At 41.2% G+C, this 18,123-nt stretch carries 18 protein-coding genes; all 18 read right to left on the minus strand.

Annotated features, from left to right (window positions below):
* Positions 1 to 2 precede the first annotated feature (2 nt).
* The 18 genes from SSIN_RS09235 to SSIN_RS09315 all read right to left on the minus strand — a co-directional run bounded on the left by SSIN_RS09235 (position 3) and on the right by SSIN_RS09315 (position 18,109).
* A complete protein-coding gene (locus tag SSIN_RS09235; protein WP_037618241.1) occupies positions 3 to 722 on the minus strand; it encodes an IspD/TarI family cytidylyltransferase in 720 nt (239 codons plus the stop codon).
* Positions 723 to 1,619, minus strand: a complete 897-nt coding sequence (locus SSIN_RS09240) for a LicD family protein (protein WP_037618244.1) — start codon at positions 1,617 to 1,619, stop codon at positions 723 to 725. It abuts the gene before it with no gap.
* Positions 1,619 to 2,797, minus strand: a complete 1,179-nt coding sequence (cps2T, locus tag SSIN_RS09245) for a beta 1-4 rhamnosyltransferase Cps2T (protein WP_037618248.1) — start codon at positions 2,795 to 2,797, stop codon at positions 1,619 to 1,621. Before cps2T ends, SSIN_RS09240 begins: the two co-directional genes overlap by 1 nt.
* 30 nt (positions 2,798 to 2,827) lie before the next feature.
* Positions 2,828 to 4,204, minus strand: coding sequence for a sugar transferase (locus SSIN_RS09250; protein ID WP_037618253.1), 1,377 nt, complete (start codon positions 4,202 to 4,204; stop codon positions 2,828 to 2,830).
* A 15-nt stretch (positions 4,205 to 4,219) separates the two neighbouring features.
* The gene (locus SSIN_RS09255) at positions 4,220 to 4,930 is read right to left on the minus strand and encodes a tyrosine-protein kinase (RefSeq protein ID WP_037618256.1); all 711 of its coding nucleotides are present in this window, start codon (positions 4,928 to 4,930) and stop codon (positions 4,220 to 4,222) included.
* Positions 4,931 to 4,939: 9 nt separating this feature from the next.
* A complete protein-coding gene (locus tag SSIN_RS09260) occupies positions 4,940 to 5,635 on the minus strand; it encodes a CspC family polysaccharide chain length determinant protein (RefSeq protein ID WP_037618258.1) in 696 nt (231 codons plus the stop codon).
* Positions 5,636 to 5,697: 62 nt separating this feature from the next.
* Complete coding sequence (gene cps4B / locus SSIN_RS09265; protein ID WP_037618261.1) at positions 5,698 to 6,429, minus strand: capsular polysaccharide biosynthesis protein Cps4B; 732 nt, start codon at positions 6,427 to 6,429, stop codon at positions 5,698 to 5,700.
* Between the two features lie 3 nt (positions 6,430 to 6,432).
* Positions 6,433 to 7,890 (minus strand): LCP family glycopolymer transferase CpsA, encoded by a 1,458-nt coding sequence (gene cpsA, locus SSIN_RS09270; RefSeq protein ID WP_037618264.1) that lies wholly within the window; start codon positions 7,888 to 7,890, stop codon positions 6,433 to 6,435.
* A 371-nt stretch (positions 7,891 to 8,261) separates the two neighbouring features.
* Positions 8,262 to 8,861: an anaerobic ribonucleoside-triphosphate reductase activating protein gene (gene nrdG / locus SSIN_RS09275; RefSeq protein ID WP_037618267.1), complete on the minus strand. Its 600-nt coding sequence runs from the start codon at positions 8,859 to 8,861 to the stop codon at positions 8,262 to 8,264.
* Positions 8,848 to 9,372, minus strand: a complete 525-nt coding sequence (locus SSIN_RS09280; RefSeq protein WP_037618269.1) for a GNAT family N-acetyltransferase — start codon at positions 9,370 to 9,372, stop codon at positions 8,848 to 8,850. The genes nrdG and SSIN_RS09280 overlap by 14 nt, the downstream gene beginning before the upstream one ends.
* Positions 9,373 to 9,381: 9 nt before the next feature.
* Positions 9,382 to 9,879: a GNAT family N-acetyltransferase gene (locus tag SSIN_RS09285; protein WP_037618272.1), complete on the minus strand. Its 498-nt coding sequence runs from the start codon at positions 9,877 to 9,879 to the stop codon at positions 9,382 to 9,384.
* Between the two features lie 52 nt (positions 9,880 to 9,931).
* Positions 9,932 to 10,072 (minus strand): hypothetical protein, encoded by a 141-nt coding sequence (locus SSIN_RS10625; protein WP_002894059.1) that lies wholly within the window; start codon positions 10,070 to 10,072, stop codon positions 9,932 to 9,934.
* A 1-nt stretch (position 10,073) separates the two neighbouring features.
* Complete coding sequence (nrdD, locus tag SSIN_RS09290) at positions 10,074 to 12,269, minus strand: anaerobic ribonucleoside-triphosphate reductase (RefSeq protein WP_037618275.1); 2,196 nt, start codon at positions 12,267 to 12,269, stop codon at positions 10,074 to 10,076.
* Positions 12,270 to 12,390: 121 nt separating this feature from the next.
* A complete protein-coding gene (locus SSIN_RS09295; RefSeq protein WP_037618278.1) occupies positions 12,391 to 13,968 on the minus strand; it encodes a heme transporter CcmD in 1,578 nt (525 codons plus the stop codon).
* A gap of 256 nt (positions 13,969 to 14,224) precedes the next feature.
* Positions 14,225 to 15,760 carry a cardiolipin synthase gene (gene cls / locus SSIN_RS09300; protein ID WP_037618281.1) on the minus strand — a complete coding sequence of 512 codons (1,536 nt, stop codon included), beginning with the start codon at positions 15,758 to 15,760 and terminating at the stop codon, positions 14,225 to 14,227.
* Between the two features lie 114 nt (positions 15,761 to 15,874).
* Positions 15,875 to 16,360, minus strand: coding sequence for an SP_0198 family lipoprotein (locus tag SSIN_RS09305; RefSeq protein WP_037618283.1), 486 nt, complete (start codon positions 16,358 to 16,360; stop codon positions 15,875 to 15,877).
* Positions 16,361 to 16,420: 60 nt separating this feature from the next.
* Positions 16,421 to 17,653: a bifunctional folylpolyglutamate synthase/dihydrofolate synthase gene (locus SSIN_RS09310; protein WP_037618285.1), complete on the minus strand. Its 1,233-nt coding sequence runs from the start codon at positions 17,651 to 17,653 to the stop codon at positions 16,421 to 16,423.
* A 144-nt stretch (positions 17,654 to 17,797) separates the two neighbouring features.
* Complete coding sequence (locus tag SSIN_RS09315; RefSeq protein ID WP_037618287.1) at positions 17,798 to 18,109, minus strand: DUF1292 domain-containing protein; 312 nt, start codon at positions 18,107 to 18,109, stop codon at positions 17,798 to 17,800.
* Positions 18,110 to 18,123: the final 14 nt, after the last annotated feature.

The following is an 18,123-nucleotide window of genomic DNA, read 5'->3' on the forward strand; positions in this document are numbered from 1 at the left end:
GATTATTTAATCCAGTTATCACGTGTCGAACTTAACAAGGCTTTAAAAATATCTAAATCTTCAACAGTTGTAATCTTAAGGTTTTTCTCAGATCCAAGTGAGAAGTAACTCCTCTTGCCAAATAATTGCATCAACTGACAAGAAGCTGCGACATCTGTAATGCCGTTCTCTAAAGCCTTTTTGTGCAGCGCCAGAATGACATCAAGTTGATAAACATGAGGTGTTTGTGTACGAAGCAACAAATCACGATTCAATGCTTCAATAGATGATGTAGAACGTGGCTCATCTAAAACAAAGACAACTTCTGTTGTCGGAATAGCAGCTACAGCATTCCCAAATTGTTGGTAAGTCGCTAAGGAGTCACTAATAATCTCACTACTTACCAAAGGACGGTTGCCATCGTGGATTAAAACAGTAACATCTTCATTCGGGTGAGCTTCTTTGACTGCTTTCAAACCATTATAGATAGACTCTTGACCGGACTTACCTCCCAAAGTAATTAGTTTAAGTTTTGTAATCCCAAATTGTTCTGCATAGGCTTTAACCATCTGCTCCCAACCTTTTAGAATCACAATACAAATTTCATCAATTTCTGGGTGATTTTGAAATTTTTCAAGAGTGTAGATAATGATTGGTTTATTTTCAACATGAATGAATTGTTTTGGAATATCTTGACCAATACGACTACCAATTCCCGATGCTGTTAAAATTGCAATCTTCATTTATTCTCCTTCATATTTGAGCTCTAAAAACAAGTGTTGTTCTCTCTTATCTTCAGAAGGAACAACCATATAATCTTTCCCGTAAAACATTTCTAAATATTCTTCTGACCAAACAGGAATATTAACCATTTCTGTCTCGAAGGGGACTTTCTTATAGACATTCATGTTTTCTCGTAAGTACGTCTCTCGTCTAAAATGTTTTCGACCTGTCGGTATCGAGACATATTTGGTATTTGAATCCTTACAACTTGAATTGCATTTATCTAACCAGCTTAACCACTTTTTAATAGGAATAATTCCAAAGAACCAGCCTACCATTAATTTACCCGCTGAATAATTAAGCTTTCTTCCTTCAAGACGAAACATTTCTTTCATTAAGGCATGATTTTTTGTCTCACGAACTGAAGCCAAAGCAAAGGTCAAAAACATACTCGTATATCCTTGAAAGAAGCGTTTTACTGGATTATCGAAGACATTTTCCACAATATATAAATCTACTGAAATTCCACACTCATCCGCAGCATAATCATACTTTCTACGAGCTACTGTTCCCTTCTTACGAATTTGAGAAACATGGAGCCCAAGTTCAGGGTGACTATTTGGTGATTGAAGATAATAATAATTACTAAAATCTTTGCAGGTATTTAAAAGAGAAACAAGCTTATCATAGCTTTCACGAGGAATATTGATATCCACATCATCATCCCATGGAATAAAGCCCTTATGACGAATCGCACCTAAAATACTCCCACCACTCAAGGAGTAGCTAATCCCCTGCTTATCAAAGAATTTAAAGATATCTGAAATCATTTTAAGCAGTTCCGCTTGATATTTCTTCAAACCTTCATCATTAAGAAAAATAATATCCGATTTGTCATATTTTAATTTGACTGTCATTACTTCTCCCTCTTGAATACTTCCTCATAATCCGCCACTATCTTTTCCCACGTAAATGCATCCTCAATTCGTTGACTAGACTTTTCGTCTAATTCCAAAATAGCATCTTCATCAAATCGTTCCACTTCTTCGATTACATGCGCTAGCTCATCTTTTTTCCAATAAATCGCTCCATCTTCACCCACTTCACGATTAAAGCCAACATCTAGTAATAAATTAAGCTTAGTTGATGCTAAAGCTTCAAGAAGCGACGGATTGGTTCCACCGACTTCATGGCCATGGAAATAGGCAAAAGCATTCTCTCGGATGTATTTGAGCAATTCTTGGTCATAGACAGTTCCAACAAATTTAACTCTCAGGTCTTTATCGAAACCTGTATCCTTGAGCAACTGATCATAAAACTTGTTTTGTTCCACATTTGTAATGAGAACAAAGTCTTTTTTAGAATTAGACTTCATAAATTCACGAATCATGGCTTCATAGTTGTTCTCAGGTACAAACCGTCCCACCACTAAATAATATCCATTTTCAGTTATGTTTTTTTCCTGATACCAGCTACGAACCTTTTCGTCTCTAGATTGCAACGTAGACCTACTTGTATCTGTTCCATAGGCGATATAAGTCGTTTTAGGTTGATACTTTTTATAGTCAGCTTGAATATATTTCTCAATATTCTTACTATCGCAGATTAGTAAATCTGCATGTTTGACCATCAGCTGTTCTGAAAACTTCCAATACTTCCGAACTGGCAAGCTCCATTTAGCCCGAAGCCACTCATGCCCATCTGGATTGACAAACAAGCTGCCTCCGATAGCTTGAATCTTTTTCTTAAGTCTAGCTATAAAAGGGCCGATACGGCAAGCTAGAATGTAGAAAATTGGAGCTTCATCCTTATTTTCCTTGGCTATTTCAATCGCTCTATTCACAGCAGCTATATCATAGGCAATGGCTCTAGATGGACCAATATTAGGCACATCGATGTTGTAACAAATAGCACCGTTGTACTCAAATGTATCTGCTGTCAGTCCTGACTTTGCAGAATTTTCACGCATACAAGCTACATAGTATTGTATGTTAATGTCTTTCTGATGTTCTGTTAATTTCTCAACAAAGGTCTCAAAGCCCCCATACTTAGCAGGGATTCCTTTTGAACCTATGATATAAACTGACTTTTTCATTTTTCTCCTAGCAATCTGAAACTAATTGAATCACTTCGCTCCATCTTTCATTAGCACGACCTTGACAGTCTTTAGCAAAATTTTAATATCAGACCAAATGGTCCAGTCATCAATATAAGACACATCCAATTTTACGACATCATCAAAATCCGTGATTCCACTACGACCACTGACTTGCCATAAACCTGTAATGCCCGGTTTAAAACTGAGGCGTTTTTTCTGTTCTGGTGTGTATTTTTCGTACTCATCAACAGTTGGTGGGCGCGTACCAACTAAGCTCATATCACCTTTAAGAACATTCCAAAATTGTGGAAGCTCATCTAGGCTGGTCTTACGGATAAAGCGACCAATAGGTGTAACGCGTGGATCGTTATCCATCTTAAACATTCCGCCTGTCATCGTATTTTGAGCCATCAATTCTTTTTTTCGTTCCTCAGCATCTATGTACATTGAGCGGAATTTATAAAACTTAAAAATACGACCATTTTTCCCAACTCGATCTTGAGCAAAAATAGCAGGACCACCATCTTTTTTTATCTGAGGCACTAAGAAAATTGCTGCAAGCCCACAAAAAATAAGGCCAAAAAGAGAACCGATAATATCCAAAAGTCTCTTTAATAAAACGTGGTGATAACTGTAAAACTTCGTTGAAAAAGTTATTACATTGAAGCCTGCAACTTTCCGAACCTTTTTCTCACTATTGGTTGGGAAGTCCAAGGCATTGATATTAATAGTCGTATCAATTCCCATATGTTCAAATTGTGAGACCAGTTTGTCCAACTTGTACAATTCACTTGGGACATTAACAAATACCTCATCAACAACTGCGCGAGTCGCGTATTCGATCATATCTTTTTCAGCTACGACATTAAACTCCTGACTTTCAAAGAACGGGTCATCTACAACTGTGATTGCCACTATTTCTCCAACAAAATCCTGTGCTTGCTCAAACTGAGTTAGGATTCGGTTTAAACGAGATTTTATTGTTATAATGAAAAGTTTTTTGCTATTTTTTGATTTGGGATAAACAGAAGAATAATATTTTTTAACCAAGACATTTGTACTATATATAAATAAAGCATTTAATACAATAAAATATATCAATCCTCTACGAGAGATAGAAAAACGTTCTTCCATCATAAATGAAGAAAATGTTATGGCAAAAATATAAAAGGCGCTATATTTGAGTGTCTGAATCATTTCTATAAGATAACCCCTTTGTAAGAAATGATTATAGAAATCGCTGATATAAAACACAGCCATATGAAGCAGAGCCAATATAAAAATGCTTGATCGAGTCAAATCAGAATTTGAAATAAAGCTCACTAAAATAGCCACCAGTATAACCACCAACAGCTGGATTACTGCTATTCCCAATTTCTGAATTTCTTTCTGTTTCTCAAACATAGCAACTCCTATAGTCTATTTCTCTTTTTTCGTCCCATAGTTCCCGTAATTGCCGTACGCACCATAGATTCCGTATGAGCCATATTTATCCATAGCCACGTTGTATTTATTTAAAATAACCCCTAGGAATGGTGTGTCTGTTTGTTCCAGCTGTTCTTTAGCCTTTTGAACCAGCTTGCGTTTGACAGCTCCTGCCTCTGTGACCAGGAGAGAAGCATCACATTTTTGTGCAATGATGGCTGCATCGATAACAAGACCGATCGGCGGTGTATCGACAATAATATAATCATAATATTTGCGTAAAACATTCATCATAGAGTCAAAGTTTTTGCCCTGAAGAAGCGCAGTTGGATTAGGAGAGGTTTGTCCAGACTCAATGACAAAGAGATTTTCTACATCCGTTTCACACAAACCTTGGGAAAGGTCCGTTTTTCCTGCCAAATAGTCTGTCAAACCAGTTATTTTCTCTTTTGATTTGAAGACCCCAGACATGACTGAATTTCGGATATCCGCATCGATCAAAATAGTTTTATAACCAGCTCTGGCAAAGGCAATGGCCAGATTTGTTGAAGTCGTTGACTTTCCTTCATTTGGCTGAACAGAGGTCAAGGCAATAATTTTGAGGTTGTCCCCGCTCAACTGGATATTGGTACGAAGGGCGTTGTAATACTCTTCTGTCTTCTCAATAGAAGCTTTTCTGCTTCTTGATAATTCTAATCTCGGCATACTATCTCCTTATTTCAGTTTACTCATGTCAGGTACAACTCCAAGCAAGGTCAAGCCCATCACTTCTTCAATATCTTCTGGCCTCTTCACTCGGTCGTCTAGAATATCTACCAACAGTACAACTACAACCATCACAACGCCTCCCGCAAGGAAACCAAGCAACACATTGCGGCGGATATTTGGTGAAGATGGCTCTTTAGGTACTTCCGCTTCTTCCAAGGTTGTAACATCTGACACTTTAGTAACCGCAATGATTTTTTCTGCAGCCACTTCGCGAAGCGTATTGGCTATGCGGCTAGCCTCGTTCGGATTCCCATCCGCTACCGTGATTGATACAATCCGTGTGTCGGTCGGTACTGCAACAGTCACTTTTGCCGACAGTCCAGCCGGTGTCGTTGGCAGATTTAGCTCTGAAATCACGCTCGCTAAAACGTCTTGTGATAAAATGATTTCTTTATAGTCTTTTACCAGATAAGCCCCTGCTTGCAAATCTTGATTTGTCAAAGCATTGTTGTCAGATTGCTGACGATTGACAACATAAATCCGTGTCGTGCTCTGATAAGAAGGTTTCGCTAAAAACACACTGTAACCCAATGCTAAAATAGCCATTACTAAAGCTGTCAAAACAATCAGAAACTTCCTTTTCCAGACTGTTTTCAACAAGGACAAGACGTCAATTTCAACCATTTGATTTTCTTGATTCATTTTCCTATTTTTCTCCTAAATTAAGATTGATGGTTTACCAATGCGAGGAACCGCTCCGCAAATTAAATAAACTCATCACTTAACAGAATTTCTTGATTTTTTCTAAATATTCGTTCTGCATATGATTCTCCGTATTTCTTAGCAATGATATCATAGGCTTCTTTTAGATATGGTGGACGGGAAGCCAAATTATGCATATCACTCGCTACAAAATGCACCAAATCATGTTCAAGAAAGAATTGAGCTCGTTTTTTCATAAATTTATATTTGTCACCAAACAATTTTGGCTTCAGAACACTGGAGCTGTTAATCTGCATATAACAACCCATATTTATCAAATCACGGACTCTTTTCTCATCATTCTCTAAGCAATGGTAACGCTCAATATGAGCAACTACCGGAGTCAGACCCAGACGCAAAACATTGCTCAAAGCTGAGTGAATCTCCTTATAAGGAGTATTCATACTAAACTCAATCAAAGCGTAAGTCGTCCCCCCTAATTTGGGAATTCGCCCCTGCTCTAACTTTTCTAGGATATCACTTGTATAATAAATTTCTGCTCCGTAAAGAATCGTCAAATCATCTGCAATTTCCTTAGCCAACTCCTGTACTTGCTTGAAGTTTGCTGCAATCTTTTCTTCCGGAGTCTCAAACATTCCTTTTCTGCGATGAGAAGTTGAAACAATCGTCCTCACTCCTTGGCGATAGCTTTCTTCTAGCAAAGCTCTGCTATCTTCAATCGTATTCGGACCATCATCAACATCAAAAACAATGTGAGAATGAATATCAATCATGTTTTACTTTCCTTCCATAGTATCTTGAATGGCTGCTTTAGCCGCATTCAAGCTATTTTGATCAATTTCCATCATATAAAGACTGGCATCTGGCATGGCATGAGATGGCAAGCCAGTCGTTCCATTTCCTGTTAGGGCTTGGGAAACTACATTATAGCTACCACCAGATTCTAGCTGTGTATTCACTAAGTTAACCATGGTTTCAAGGCCCATGTCCGTTTGCACAGAATCCTGCAGACCAGAGATAATACCATTGTAATTTCTCAAGGCGTCTGTTGACGTTAATTTCTGGATAATGGCCGCAATGACTTTTTCTTGATTTTTTCCGCGATCGTTATCGCCACCGCTAAGGGAATATCGTTCCCGAACAAAACCAAGTGCTTGCTCTGAGTCCAAATGAACATTACCAACAGCAAAGTGGTAATTCCCATGGAGACTTGTAAATTCCTGATCATTATAAACATCAATTCCACCAAGTAAGTCGATTAATTTCAAGAAAGAGGTGAAATTGAGACGAACATAATAATTGATGTCGATCCCATAAAGATTTTCTAGGGTGTGAACGGAAGCATCAACACCGTAGATCCCAGCATGGGTTAATTTGTCAGATTGGTTGAGACCGCCGTCTGCGATTGGCACATAGGCATCCCGTGGTGTTGTCGTCAACAAGACTTTCTTAGTCTTACGATTGACTGTCATAATGATATTTACGTCGGAACGAGACACAGATGAAATCGGCCCGTACGTATCAATTCCACTAACATAAATATTGAAGACATCCGCATTTGGATCTTGTTTCCCTATGGCTGTTTCAATCTTTTTAGTTAATTTATAAGAATATATTTTCTTAATCTTGGAAGCGTAGTCTGGATCCTCACTGCGAAGCGTATCCTCAAACACACTATTCAAAACAATGGCCTTTGCTTCCCCGTTTGTCAGAGACCGATAGGCAGCTAAGTAAGATGTTGCTGTGTCAACTGTCAAGTCAACTTTTTTTAGTTGAGCTACATTCTGTGTCAGCGCATTGATGTTGTCAGCATCTGTCCCCGTCGGAGCTAAAACATTTGTTAAATCCTTAACATCTGTAATTTCACTGTCTGCCAGAACAGCAATGCTCATTTCATATTCTGAATAATTAGAAGTAGAATTCAAACCACTCGATAAATCCATGACTTCCTTGAAAGCATACATAGATATGGATCCCGCAAACAGAGCCAGAATAAGAACAATGCTGGTAGTAACACGCGCCTTATTTTTAAAGATAAGAAAGGCCGATGCGACTGCTACCAGCAGAATGAAAAAAATGGCGACAATATTCAAATATCGGAAAGCCAATAAATTGTAGCGAATAATCGTAAAAATTAGCAGGGCTGCTAACAAAGCATAGACACCCAAGAGTGCACTGTTCAGAATTCTAAAACGTTTTGTGTTCTTTGACGAGATCCTTCTTTTATGAGACATTACCGTTAACTACCTTCTATGTGAAATTACTCTAGTTTATTATATCACAAAAGTCCCCCTTTTTTAAGAAATTCTTAAGAATATTACATAATTGTAAAAAGTTTCTACTTTTTTGTGAACAATTTTAAATCTAAAATAGATGCCCTTTTTAAAATCAAAATAAGAAAACGATGCCTTAAAATAGGCACCGCTCGTTTCGGAAATATGTATAAAAATAGCGACGATCATTACTCTGCTAGTCTTGGATATTGACTTAAAAAAAGTAATTCTTTCGTCAAAAATAGCGCTTTGAATTGCTAGCGGTATGAATCTACACTTTTTTGATTTCTAATAAGGATAAAATACTAAACCCATTGGTTACACTTTATTCATTACACTAGTTTGTCTCGGTCAACTTGTTCATAGGCCTGCAGCCCGTCATTGAGCTTGTCCCAGATGACTACCTCACCTGCCCGAAGTGACTTCTGCACATCAATGATGCGCTGATTAGAAGAACCGCGGAACTGCAACATGAGATTCTTCTTTGTGATATCAAAACGGCCGTCCACCAAGATGTCAATCAGACTCAGTAGCTCCAGCTTATCCTCCGTTTCCAGCATCATCTCCTCCCAGGTATAGCCCGTCCAGGACCAGATGTCCTTGTCCGGCAGCTCACGCCGAATCCGCTTGACCAAGGGCAGGAGGATACCTGTATTGAGAAAAGGTTCACCGCCTAGGAGAGTCAGCCCCTGCACATAGGGCTCCGCCAAGTCTTTCATAATCTGCTCCTCCAGCTCTTGGGTATAAGGAATGCCAGCATTGAAAGACCAAGTTGCTGCATTATAACAGCCCTCACAGTGAAACATACAGCCACTGACATAGAGGGAGTTGCGGACGCCTTCACCATCTACAAAGTTAAAGGCCTTATAGTCAATGATTCGCCCCTTACTCAACTCCTCACTTTTCCATTCTTGGGGTTTAGGATTGTTCATCTTTATCCTCCAAACTTATCCAGTAACGCTGACTTCTGTCAATTGTATTTTCGTAAACACCGCCAGCAGAAAGAATTGTGCATCGGCTGGCTTCGTTGTCTTCATCGCAGGTAATCAGTACTCGTTCCAATCCTTGCTGTCGAGCCTCTGCTAGTCCTAGCTCTAGCTGCAACTTAGCCAATCCCTTTCTGCGTTGACTGGGCCGGATAGAATAGCCAATATGCCCACCCTCCACAAATAATTTGTCATTTAAGGACAGGCGTAAAGCTAAAAAACCCAGAGGCAAGCCGGTCTCATCAAAGGATAAAAATTGGATTGCAGGAACCCAACCTGCTGGCAGCTTGGCAGCATCCTCCTGCTGCTCTACCATTCGTAACCAATCTTCATAACCCTTTGCTCGTTTCCAAGTAGCACCCATGCCACCGTGCATATAGGATTTTGCAGCATCGAACTCAGCAATCATTTCTAAAATCGCGTCTTTATCTTCTAAAGTTGGTCGTCTAAGCTCCATGCTCCCTCCTTAATTGATATCAATCCAGTAACGCTCTTTACCGCCTCGAACATCCTCTAATACTCCGCCATTAGCCAGAATCACTGCTCGACTGGCAGCATTATCACAATCGCAGGTCACCAAAGCTCGTTTTATATTTTTACTTTTGGCTACTTGCAAGCCTTGTCGCAGCTGCTCTTTGGCAAATCCTTGTCCACGCGCAGAGGGACGGATACTATAGCCAATATGCCCGCCTTCTTGGAGCAAATGGTCATTGAGCCGCAAGCGCAGATTGAGAAAGCCCACAGCCTGACCATCCGTAGCAAAAGAGATTAGTTGGATGTAAGGCACAAAACCTTGCGGCAAGCCTAGACCTGCCTCAGCTAGCTGAATCGTCTCCAGCCAATCCTCATAGACAAAATCTGCTCCGCCAAAGAAGCCGTCCTGTCGGCTACCAGCTGCTTCAAAGTCAGCCAGCATCTCTAAAATCTTTTCCTTGTCTTCTAGCTTCGGTCGTCTCAGTTCCATACTTCCTCCTGATACGAAGAGAGTGAGACCGCCTTGCGCCCCACTCTGACTTCTATTGTTTCTTGTTCTTTTCTAAAAATTGCTGGCGCAGTTTAGCTAACCGCTCTTTTTTGCCGCTACCGCCCTGCGAATGCTTTTCATGGAAACGCTGCACCTGAGCCTTTCCTTTGTCGTCCAATTGATACTTTCCCATCTTAATTTCCTTCGTACTTGATGGTCGAGCCATTCATGTGCTTGACCCGAGCTGATATTTCTTTGTGTCGGCCGTTGACCATTGGACGGGCTTGCGGATTTCCTAAGTAACCGCAGGTCCGCTTAACCACATCGACCGTTTTGGGATCGCTGTTGCCACAGTTTGGACAGGTGAAGCCCCGCTCGGTCGGCGTGAAGTCTCCCTCAAAGCCGCACTTATAACAGCGATCAATCGGTGTATTGGTGCCCAAATAGCCAACCCGGTCATAGGCATAGTCCCAGACAGCTTCCAGTGCCTTCGGATTTTGCTGCAGAACAGGGTATTCACAGTAGTGGATAAAGCCACCAGAAGCACCCACTTCAGGATAAATCTTCTCAAAGTCCAGCTTTTCAAAAGGCGTCGGATTCTTGCGCACATCGTAGTGGAAGGAGTTAGTATAGTATTCCTTGTCAGTAATATCCGGAACAACCCCAAACTTCTCTGTATCCAAACGGCAGAAACGGTCGGTCAGACTTTCAGATGGTGTCGAGTAAACAGAGAAATGATAGTCATACTGATCTGACCACTCTTCCACCCTACGCTTCATATCTTTGACAATGGCAATCGTAAAGTCCTTGGCTTCTGGTTTTGTCCCCCAATTACCGCCGTAAAAGACTGCTGCTACTTCATACAGACCGATATAGCCTAGGGAGACCGTTGCACGACGGTGAGTAAAGAGCTGATCCACCTGATCATACTTGCCCAGACGTTGGCCAAAAGCCCCATACTGATAAAGAATCGGTGCATTGGCTGGACTGGCTTCTTTGGTCCGCTCCACTCGGTAGACCAAAGCGTCCTCAGCAATATTCATCCGCTCGTTAAAGAGTTCCCAGAATTTATCCAAATCCCCCTCGGATTCAAGCGCAATCCGCGGCAGATTGACAGTAACGACACCCAGATTCATACGGCCAGAGTTGACTTCCTGACCATTTTCATCCTTCCAGCCTTGTAGGAAAGAACGGCAGCCCATCGGTACCTTGAACGATCCAGTCAAGTCGATAATCTTGTCATAGGAAAGCACATCTGGATACATGCGCTTAGTGGCACACTCCAGAGCCAGTTCTTTGATGTCGTAGTTAGGCGTTCCCGGCTCGAGATTGAGCCCACGCTTAAGGGTGAAAATCAGCTTAGGGAAAATTGCTGTGCGGTGCTCGCTTCCTAGTCCCTTGATACGGATATTGAGAATGGCCTTCTGAATTTCCCGCTCAAAACGATTGGTTCCCAGACCAAAGCCCAGCGAGGTAAAAGGAGTCTGACCGTTAGAGGTAAAGAGAGTATTGATCTCATACTCCAGCGACTGCATGGCATCGTAGATGTCCTTCTTGGTCTTCGCCCAGGCGTACTCTTCCTGCTTATCCGGCAAAACCCATTGCTCCGCATCCTTGAGATGCTTTTGATAATTAAGCTCAGCATAGGGCGCCAAGACTTCGTCAATCCGATCGGCCGAACAACCGCCGTACTGGCTGGAAGCTACATTGGCAATAATCTGTGAGATTTGCGCCGTCGCAGTCTGGATAGACTTGGGACTTTCTACCTCTGCATTGCCAATCTTGAAGCCATTTTTCAGCATGCCGTCAAAGTCAATCAGACAGCAATTAGTCATCGGTGTATAAGGGCTGTAGTCCAAATCATGGTAGTGGATGTCCCCCTTCTGGTGGGCGTTGGCCACATGAGGCGGCAGCATCTTAAGGCCGATGGACTTGCCGACAATCCCAGCTGTTAAATCCCGTTGAGTATTGAAAACATCACTGTCTTTATTGGCATTCTCGTTGACTACCGTACGATCTTTGTTGAGAAGCTTGTCAATGCTAAAATTAATGTCTGTCGCTTTTGAGCGCTCAAAATCCCGTTGGGTGCGGTAAGTGATGTAGTTCTCCGCGATGGCATATTCCTTTGCATTCAAAAGCTCATGTTCAACGATATTCTGAATTTCATAGATTTTGACATACTTAGCGAAGCGACTGCTGATTTCTGCCACAACACGGTCCGTGATGGTTTCCAGTTTAGCTTCCAGCATAGGCGTCATGGGGCCAATGTCTTGAGCTGCCCGCACCATGGCCTTGTAAATCTTACTGACATCAAAATTTACTCTCCGGCCATCCCGTTTTTCAACATAGATGGTTGGGGCTATATCAAATTTTGTTTCTCTTAAAATCATCACGAACACTTCCTCTTCTTAATAAGTCATCTACCAAACATTATATCACTCCAAAATAAAAAATCAATATGTTGTGGTGAAAATGTCGTTTTTTTATTTTACACACAACATATTGTTTTTATTATTGGAGCTGATAAAGCTTGAAGTGACTGAGTTTAAGGTTTGTTTCTTTATAGTTTTTAGAAATTTTTGTATCTACATCAGGCAGAAGTTGAATATGATTATTTACTAAAATAAATTTTGGTTCAACTTGATTTAGGGTATTTCGCAAATAAATCTGATTTTCCTCTGTTCCTGTGTAAAGGGACGGAGTCAGAATTGAAACAGCAGACAGACGCTGGCTCTGTTGATAGAGACTAGCTGTACTATCCCAAGCATAAATCGTGTCTTTGGCGGAACTATTCTCCCGGATGTACCGAGCAGCCATCGCTCTTTCGCCAGAAACACCATTAGACAGAATATACTCCTGTACAAGAGGAAAGCCAATCAAGTAAATCATCGCCACAAGAGGCAAAAAGACCTGTTTTGAAAAATAACGATTCCAAACCGATGTCTTGTGCCGTTCACGACGGCGTCTCCCTTCGTTTTCTACGCTAGTTTCCCCATTTTTGTTAAACCATAGGGCAAACAAGATAATAACAAATGGCAAAGCCGGGAGTAATTGGTAAGCCCCCTGTTCAGGCAAGCCCAGCGCTCCAATGAAGACGGTCAGAAAACCAAATAAACTGAGAATACGCATAAGACGAACAACTGCAGCTTCTTTTTTAAATTGAAAGCCCAAAACGAAAGCTGTTACAAAGCCTAGCCCAATCGTCAGCAGACCATAATAGAGAGCATTACTCGGCAGCTGGCTGCCCGTCAATTTAAAAGCATCAATGGCATAGGTAACCTGACTAATGGCTACCCCAAAAGAGCCATTCCACACCGTGTAATATCCTAAAGGATAAAAGAGCAGAGAAAAACCAAGCAGGACAGCTAAACATTGATAAAGCCCCCTTGCTTTGCGCTTGGATGCAATATTATACGCAAACAGAACTAGAGCTGCTAGGGTATAAAAGACTATACTCAGCATTGGTTCGACAAGGAAAGATAAGGCTCCTACAGCACCATATAAAATGAAAACTTCATCTTTCACCGCATTTTGTACATAACGCACCAAAAAGTACATGCTCCAAAATACAAAAGGAAAAACAAAAATACTGGAGTAGAGACCACCAAATCCAAGCGTCGCTGTCAACAAGTAAAACAAGGGCAGCAGGTTTTGCGCAAGACTGGAGTTTGTGGTAATGTAGGAAATCGTTTTAAATAAATAGACTCCCGCTAAAACAAGGGCAAGGACTTGAAAAATCAAAAACAAGATTTGACCAAAGGCCATACTGCCAGCCCAATTAATAAGATAGTAGAGCAAACCACTAGTTCCATAGATATGGGAATAAATCGTTTGGCCCTGTACCATAGCCCAGCCGGCATAGAGATTCTGAGATTGTAAGTTTGTAGCTAAATTCGTCAAAAGCGGATTGACAACACTGAACAGACTAACAAGAATACTCCAAGAAAGCACTTTAAAAAGCGGAACAGGACTCATTTTCTTACGAAAGCGCTGAGTTCCTTCCTGCTCTGAGACTTCTACATTTGCTTCAGAAATTTCTGTCTTCATTTCAGGAATTTCCAGATTCTGTTGTTCATTTATATCATGCATAAAAAGCTTCTCCTTGATATCAGTCCTATATAGTATATCAAAAAGCTTCCTTTCTGTCAGCCTTATCCTGCATTCCTTTTTGCTTTTTACTCTTTTGAGCTGTTCTTTCTAAATCTCGAAAACGCTGATACGCCCTCCTTTCATAAATCTCTTGGCCTGCATACAGTATCTCCAGCAACGTCATGAAATCTTTCCTTTATTTTTACTATTCGGAAAAGAGACAAAAAAAGACCTGAATGAATCTCAGATCTTTCATTTACAACATTGGTGCAAACAACTGCATAATTTCTTTCACTAAGCGTTTATACCAAGAATGGTTCATGTTCTCAGGCAAGATTTCTTCGCAAATTTCAAACATTTCTTCAAAATCCTGCTTAATAACCGAAATCGTCTCCGTTTGATACATCAATACAGCATTCTCATAATGGTGAATCAGACTGCGATAATCAAAATTAATCGTTCCCACCACGGCCAGCTCATCATCTGAAACAACATGCTTGCTATGGATAAAGCCTGGCGTATACTCATAAATCTTAACACCAGCCTCCATTAAATCTGGATAGGCTCCGCGCGTAACAATCTGAATCAGCTTCTTATCAGGAATGAATGGTGTCACAATGCGCACATCCACCCCTCTCATGGCTGCATTCTTGATATCCTCTGTCAAATCGTAGTCGATAATCAAATAAGGGGTTGTGATATAGACATAATCGATGGCTTGATTGATGATATTCTGGTAGACAGCTTTCCCCACCTGTTCCTTATAAATCGGCTTAGGCCCGCTGCCATACGGAATATAGAGCCCCTTGCCTTCAACCCGCTGGCTATCAAAATGGTAACGGTCAAAATCCGTAATTTCCCCACGATTGATGTACCAGTTCATCAAGAAAAGACGCGTCAAAGCCTTCACCGCTTGACCTTCCAAGCGAATACCGCCATCTTTCCAATGACCGAAACGAACGATATGATTGATATACTCGTCCGCTAGATTAATGCCACCCGTATAGCCAACTTGCCCATCAACCACCAAAATCTTGCGGTGGTCACGATTATTATAGGCTACCGTCATCCGCGGAATCACTTTGTTAAACTTATGGGCATCAATTCCTAGGTTGCGTAATTTTTGAGTATAATCACCAGGAAGAGTCGCCATACAGCCAATATCATCATAAAGCAGCTTAACCTCAACACCTTGCTTGACCTTTTCAAGCAAAATATCCAGCACACGATTCCACATCAAGCCTTCATCAATGATATAAAACTCCAGAAAAATGAACTTCTTGGCTGACCGTAAATCAGCCAGCATGGCCGTAAACATCTCCTCACCTGTAGCGAAATACTGCGAGGCTGTCCCATCATAGACATCTGCATTATGGTCCATACTCAAAAGAGATTTCACAATCCCAAAAGCCGATTTATTCTCCTGCTTGAGCTCTACCCGCAAATCATAGCTATTATCTTCTCGAAACTTCACCGAGTCCATATTTTCTAGTTGCTGGACTTCCTTTTTGGACAAATGCCGCTCTCCAAACATCAGATAAAGCAGGAAGCCAAAAATCGGCACAACTGCGATTAACAGCCAAGTTACCTTGCTTTCTGGCGGCATATTGCGATTGACAATCGCTAAAATCGTTCCAATATACAGAAAAATAATCACAAGCGCTGATAACCAATTGGGAACAAGCTGACTAAAATAGAAAAAAGCCACAAACACCAGAATCAATTCCAGCAGCATAATAATAATACTGAACCCATACTTGGACATTAACAAACGAAATTTTCTGAAATTCATTCCCGCTCCCATCCTTTTACATATATTCTAGTATAACAGTAAATGAAGATTAACACAATCTTCACTCTGCTAAAAATGAAAAGGCCCCTTTTAACAGGACCTTCCTATCAATTTTTATTCTTTTGTAAAGACAATTGTGTCATCATCATCATTTTCCTGCGACAAATCTTCCAGAGTTAGTTGATTATCCTCTAATCGATAGCGCTTAACGTCGTTCCCAACGATCATGGTTTGATTAGTCGGATCAATCTGCACCTGCTTAATTTCCTGATCACCATCGCGTTCGATTTTTGTCAGCGTCCCTTTATTTCCAGAGATTTCTAGGGTCAGGGAATCTCCTTCATGAGTCGCCTTATAGACTCCATCTAAGTCACCGACAGCAGTTTGACTGGAAGTAGAAGCCTCTGAACTACTACTATTTGCGCTACTGTTTGCCTTGCTATTTGAGGATACCGTCTCAGATGACTGAGGAACAGAGGAACTCGCTTGAGATTGAGAGGATTGCTTTGATTGATTCGGACCAGAATTTCCACAAGCCACCAATACAAAAACAGTCATAGCCGTAAAGGCTGAAAGAACTATTTGTTTCGAAAACTTCATATCGTTTCTCCTTTCTTCGTTCCACTTCCATTTTACCAAACAGGTCTTCCCAAGGTCAACTTATACACGATTAAGATAGGCTCGAACCTCAGCAATAAAATAAAGCGATCCTGTGATAAAAAGGAGCTGGTCAGCAGCTTGCTCCCGCTTAAAACTCTCTATAAATTCTCTGTGTTCTGCTACATAATCAAAGTTCGCAGCTTCTCCTTGTCCTACGGATTCTCCATAGGCAAAGCTAGTCACTGTCACCTGAACTTCCGGCAAAGCCTCTTGCAAATAGGCCAGCATACCGCTGTAATCCTTGCGCTTCAAAGCACCAAAAAGAAGATTGCATTTCTTCCCCTTCTGTTCCTTGATAAACTCCACCAAACGAGTCAGAGCTGGCAAATTATGGGCACCGTCCAAATAAATCCCCGGACTAATCTCCTCTAGACGACCCGCCCAATGAGTCTCCCGCAAAGAAGAAGGAAGAACTGAAAAATCAATCTCCCAGCCCCTTTGTTTCATAAAAAGTAGAAAAGCTTGCAAGGCCAGAGCTGCATTTTCTTCCTGATAAGCACCTTGCAGACCCAAGACTACATGCGATAAGAGAAGGTCTCCATTTTTAAATGAGCCGTTGGAAAAAGAAAAATCTTTGCCATATTCATAAAAATCTAAGCCCAAGGCTGCTGCTCGCTGTTCACAGACCAGCCGAGCTTCTTCCGGCAAGGGACCAATGACTGCAGAACAACCTTTCTTGAAAATTCCAGCCTTCTGCTCAGCAATAGCTGTAAGCGTCTGCCCCAGCGTCTCCTGATGATCCAACCCCACTGATGTCACTACTGCAACTTGGCCATCCAGCACGTTGGTTGTATCCAAAAGCCCGCCAATCCCAACTTCGACTAAAGCCAGATCAACCCTCTCCTCCCTGAAATAAAGAAAGGCTAGCAAGGTTAAAATTTCAAAATAGGATAGCTGATCATGGCTCCTGACCAATTCTATTTCCATCTCCTGAATCTGCCGCCCCAAGCGGATAAAATCAGCATCTGAAATCGGAAGGCCATTGATACAGATACGGTCATGAATGCTGACCATATGCGGCGATGTAAAACTACCTACTTTCTTTCCCTGATCTGTAAAAAGATTCCGCAGAAAGGCAATTGTCGACCCCTTGCCGTTGGTTCCCGTTACATGAATGACTGGGTAAGCTCGTTTAGGATTCCCTAATAAATCTACTGCTCGCCGCATCCGATCAAGACCTGAGCGAAAGTTTAGACCAATACGGCTGTTCAGCCATTCTTCAATTTCATTCATTTTTTCACCTATATAAAAAGAGAAGCGAAGCAGACTTCAAATGTGAATCGCAACTCGCTTCTCCCTTATTTTCTATTCTTTGCATTTCAGCTTAAATTTTAACAGAAATATCTTTCACAGATCAAAAAGGTCCCTCGAACCTTTTTACTCCTCCATAAAACTGTTGAAGACTTCTTCAATCATATCCCACTCTGCATCAGAGTCTTCTGGGATTGGTTGGAGATCCCCTTCTGTTCCATCTTCATTTTCTGTGAATGAATAGGCTTGGATTTCTACCTCGCCATTCTCATCTTCTTCAGCATTGGCTGGAATCAAAAGAACATAGTTCTTACCAAATTCTTCCTTGCCATCAATGGTCAGGAGAATTTCAAACAAGGTTTCATTTCCTTGCTCATCTACCAGTGTGATTAACTCACGTTCTTCATGTTCGTGGTCATGGTTATGATCATGCGCCATACTACTATTTCCTC

This window comes from Streptococcus sinensis, from assembly GCF_000767835.1.
Classification (GTDB): domain Bacteria; phylum Bacillota; class Bacilli; order Lactobacillales; family Streptococcaceae; genus Streptococcus; species Streptococcus sinensis.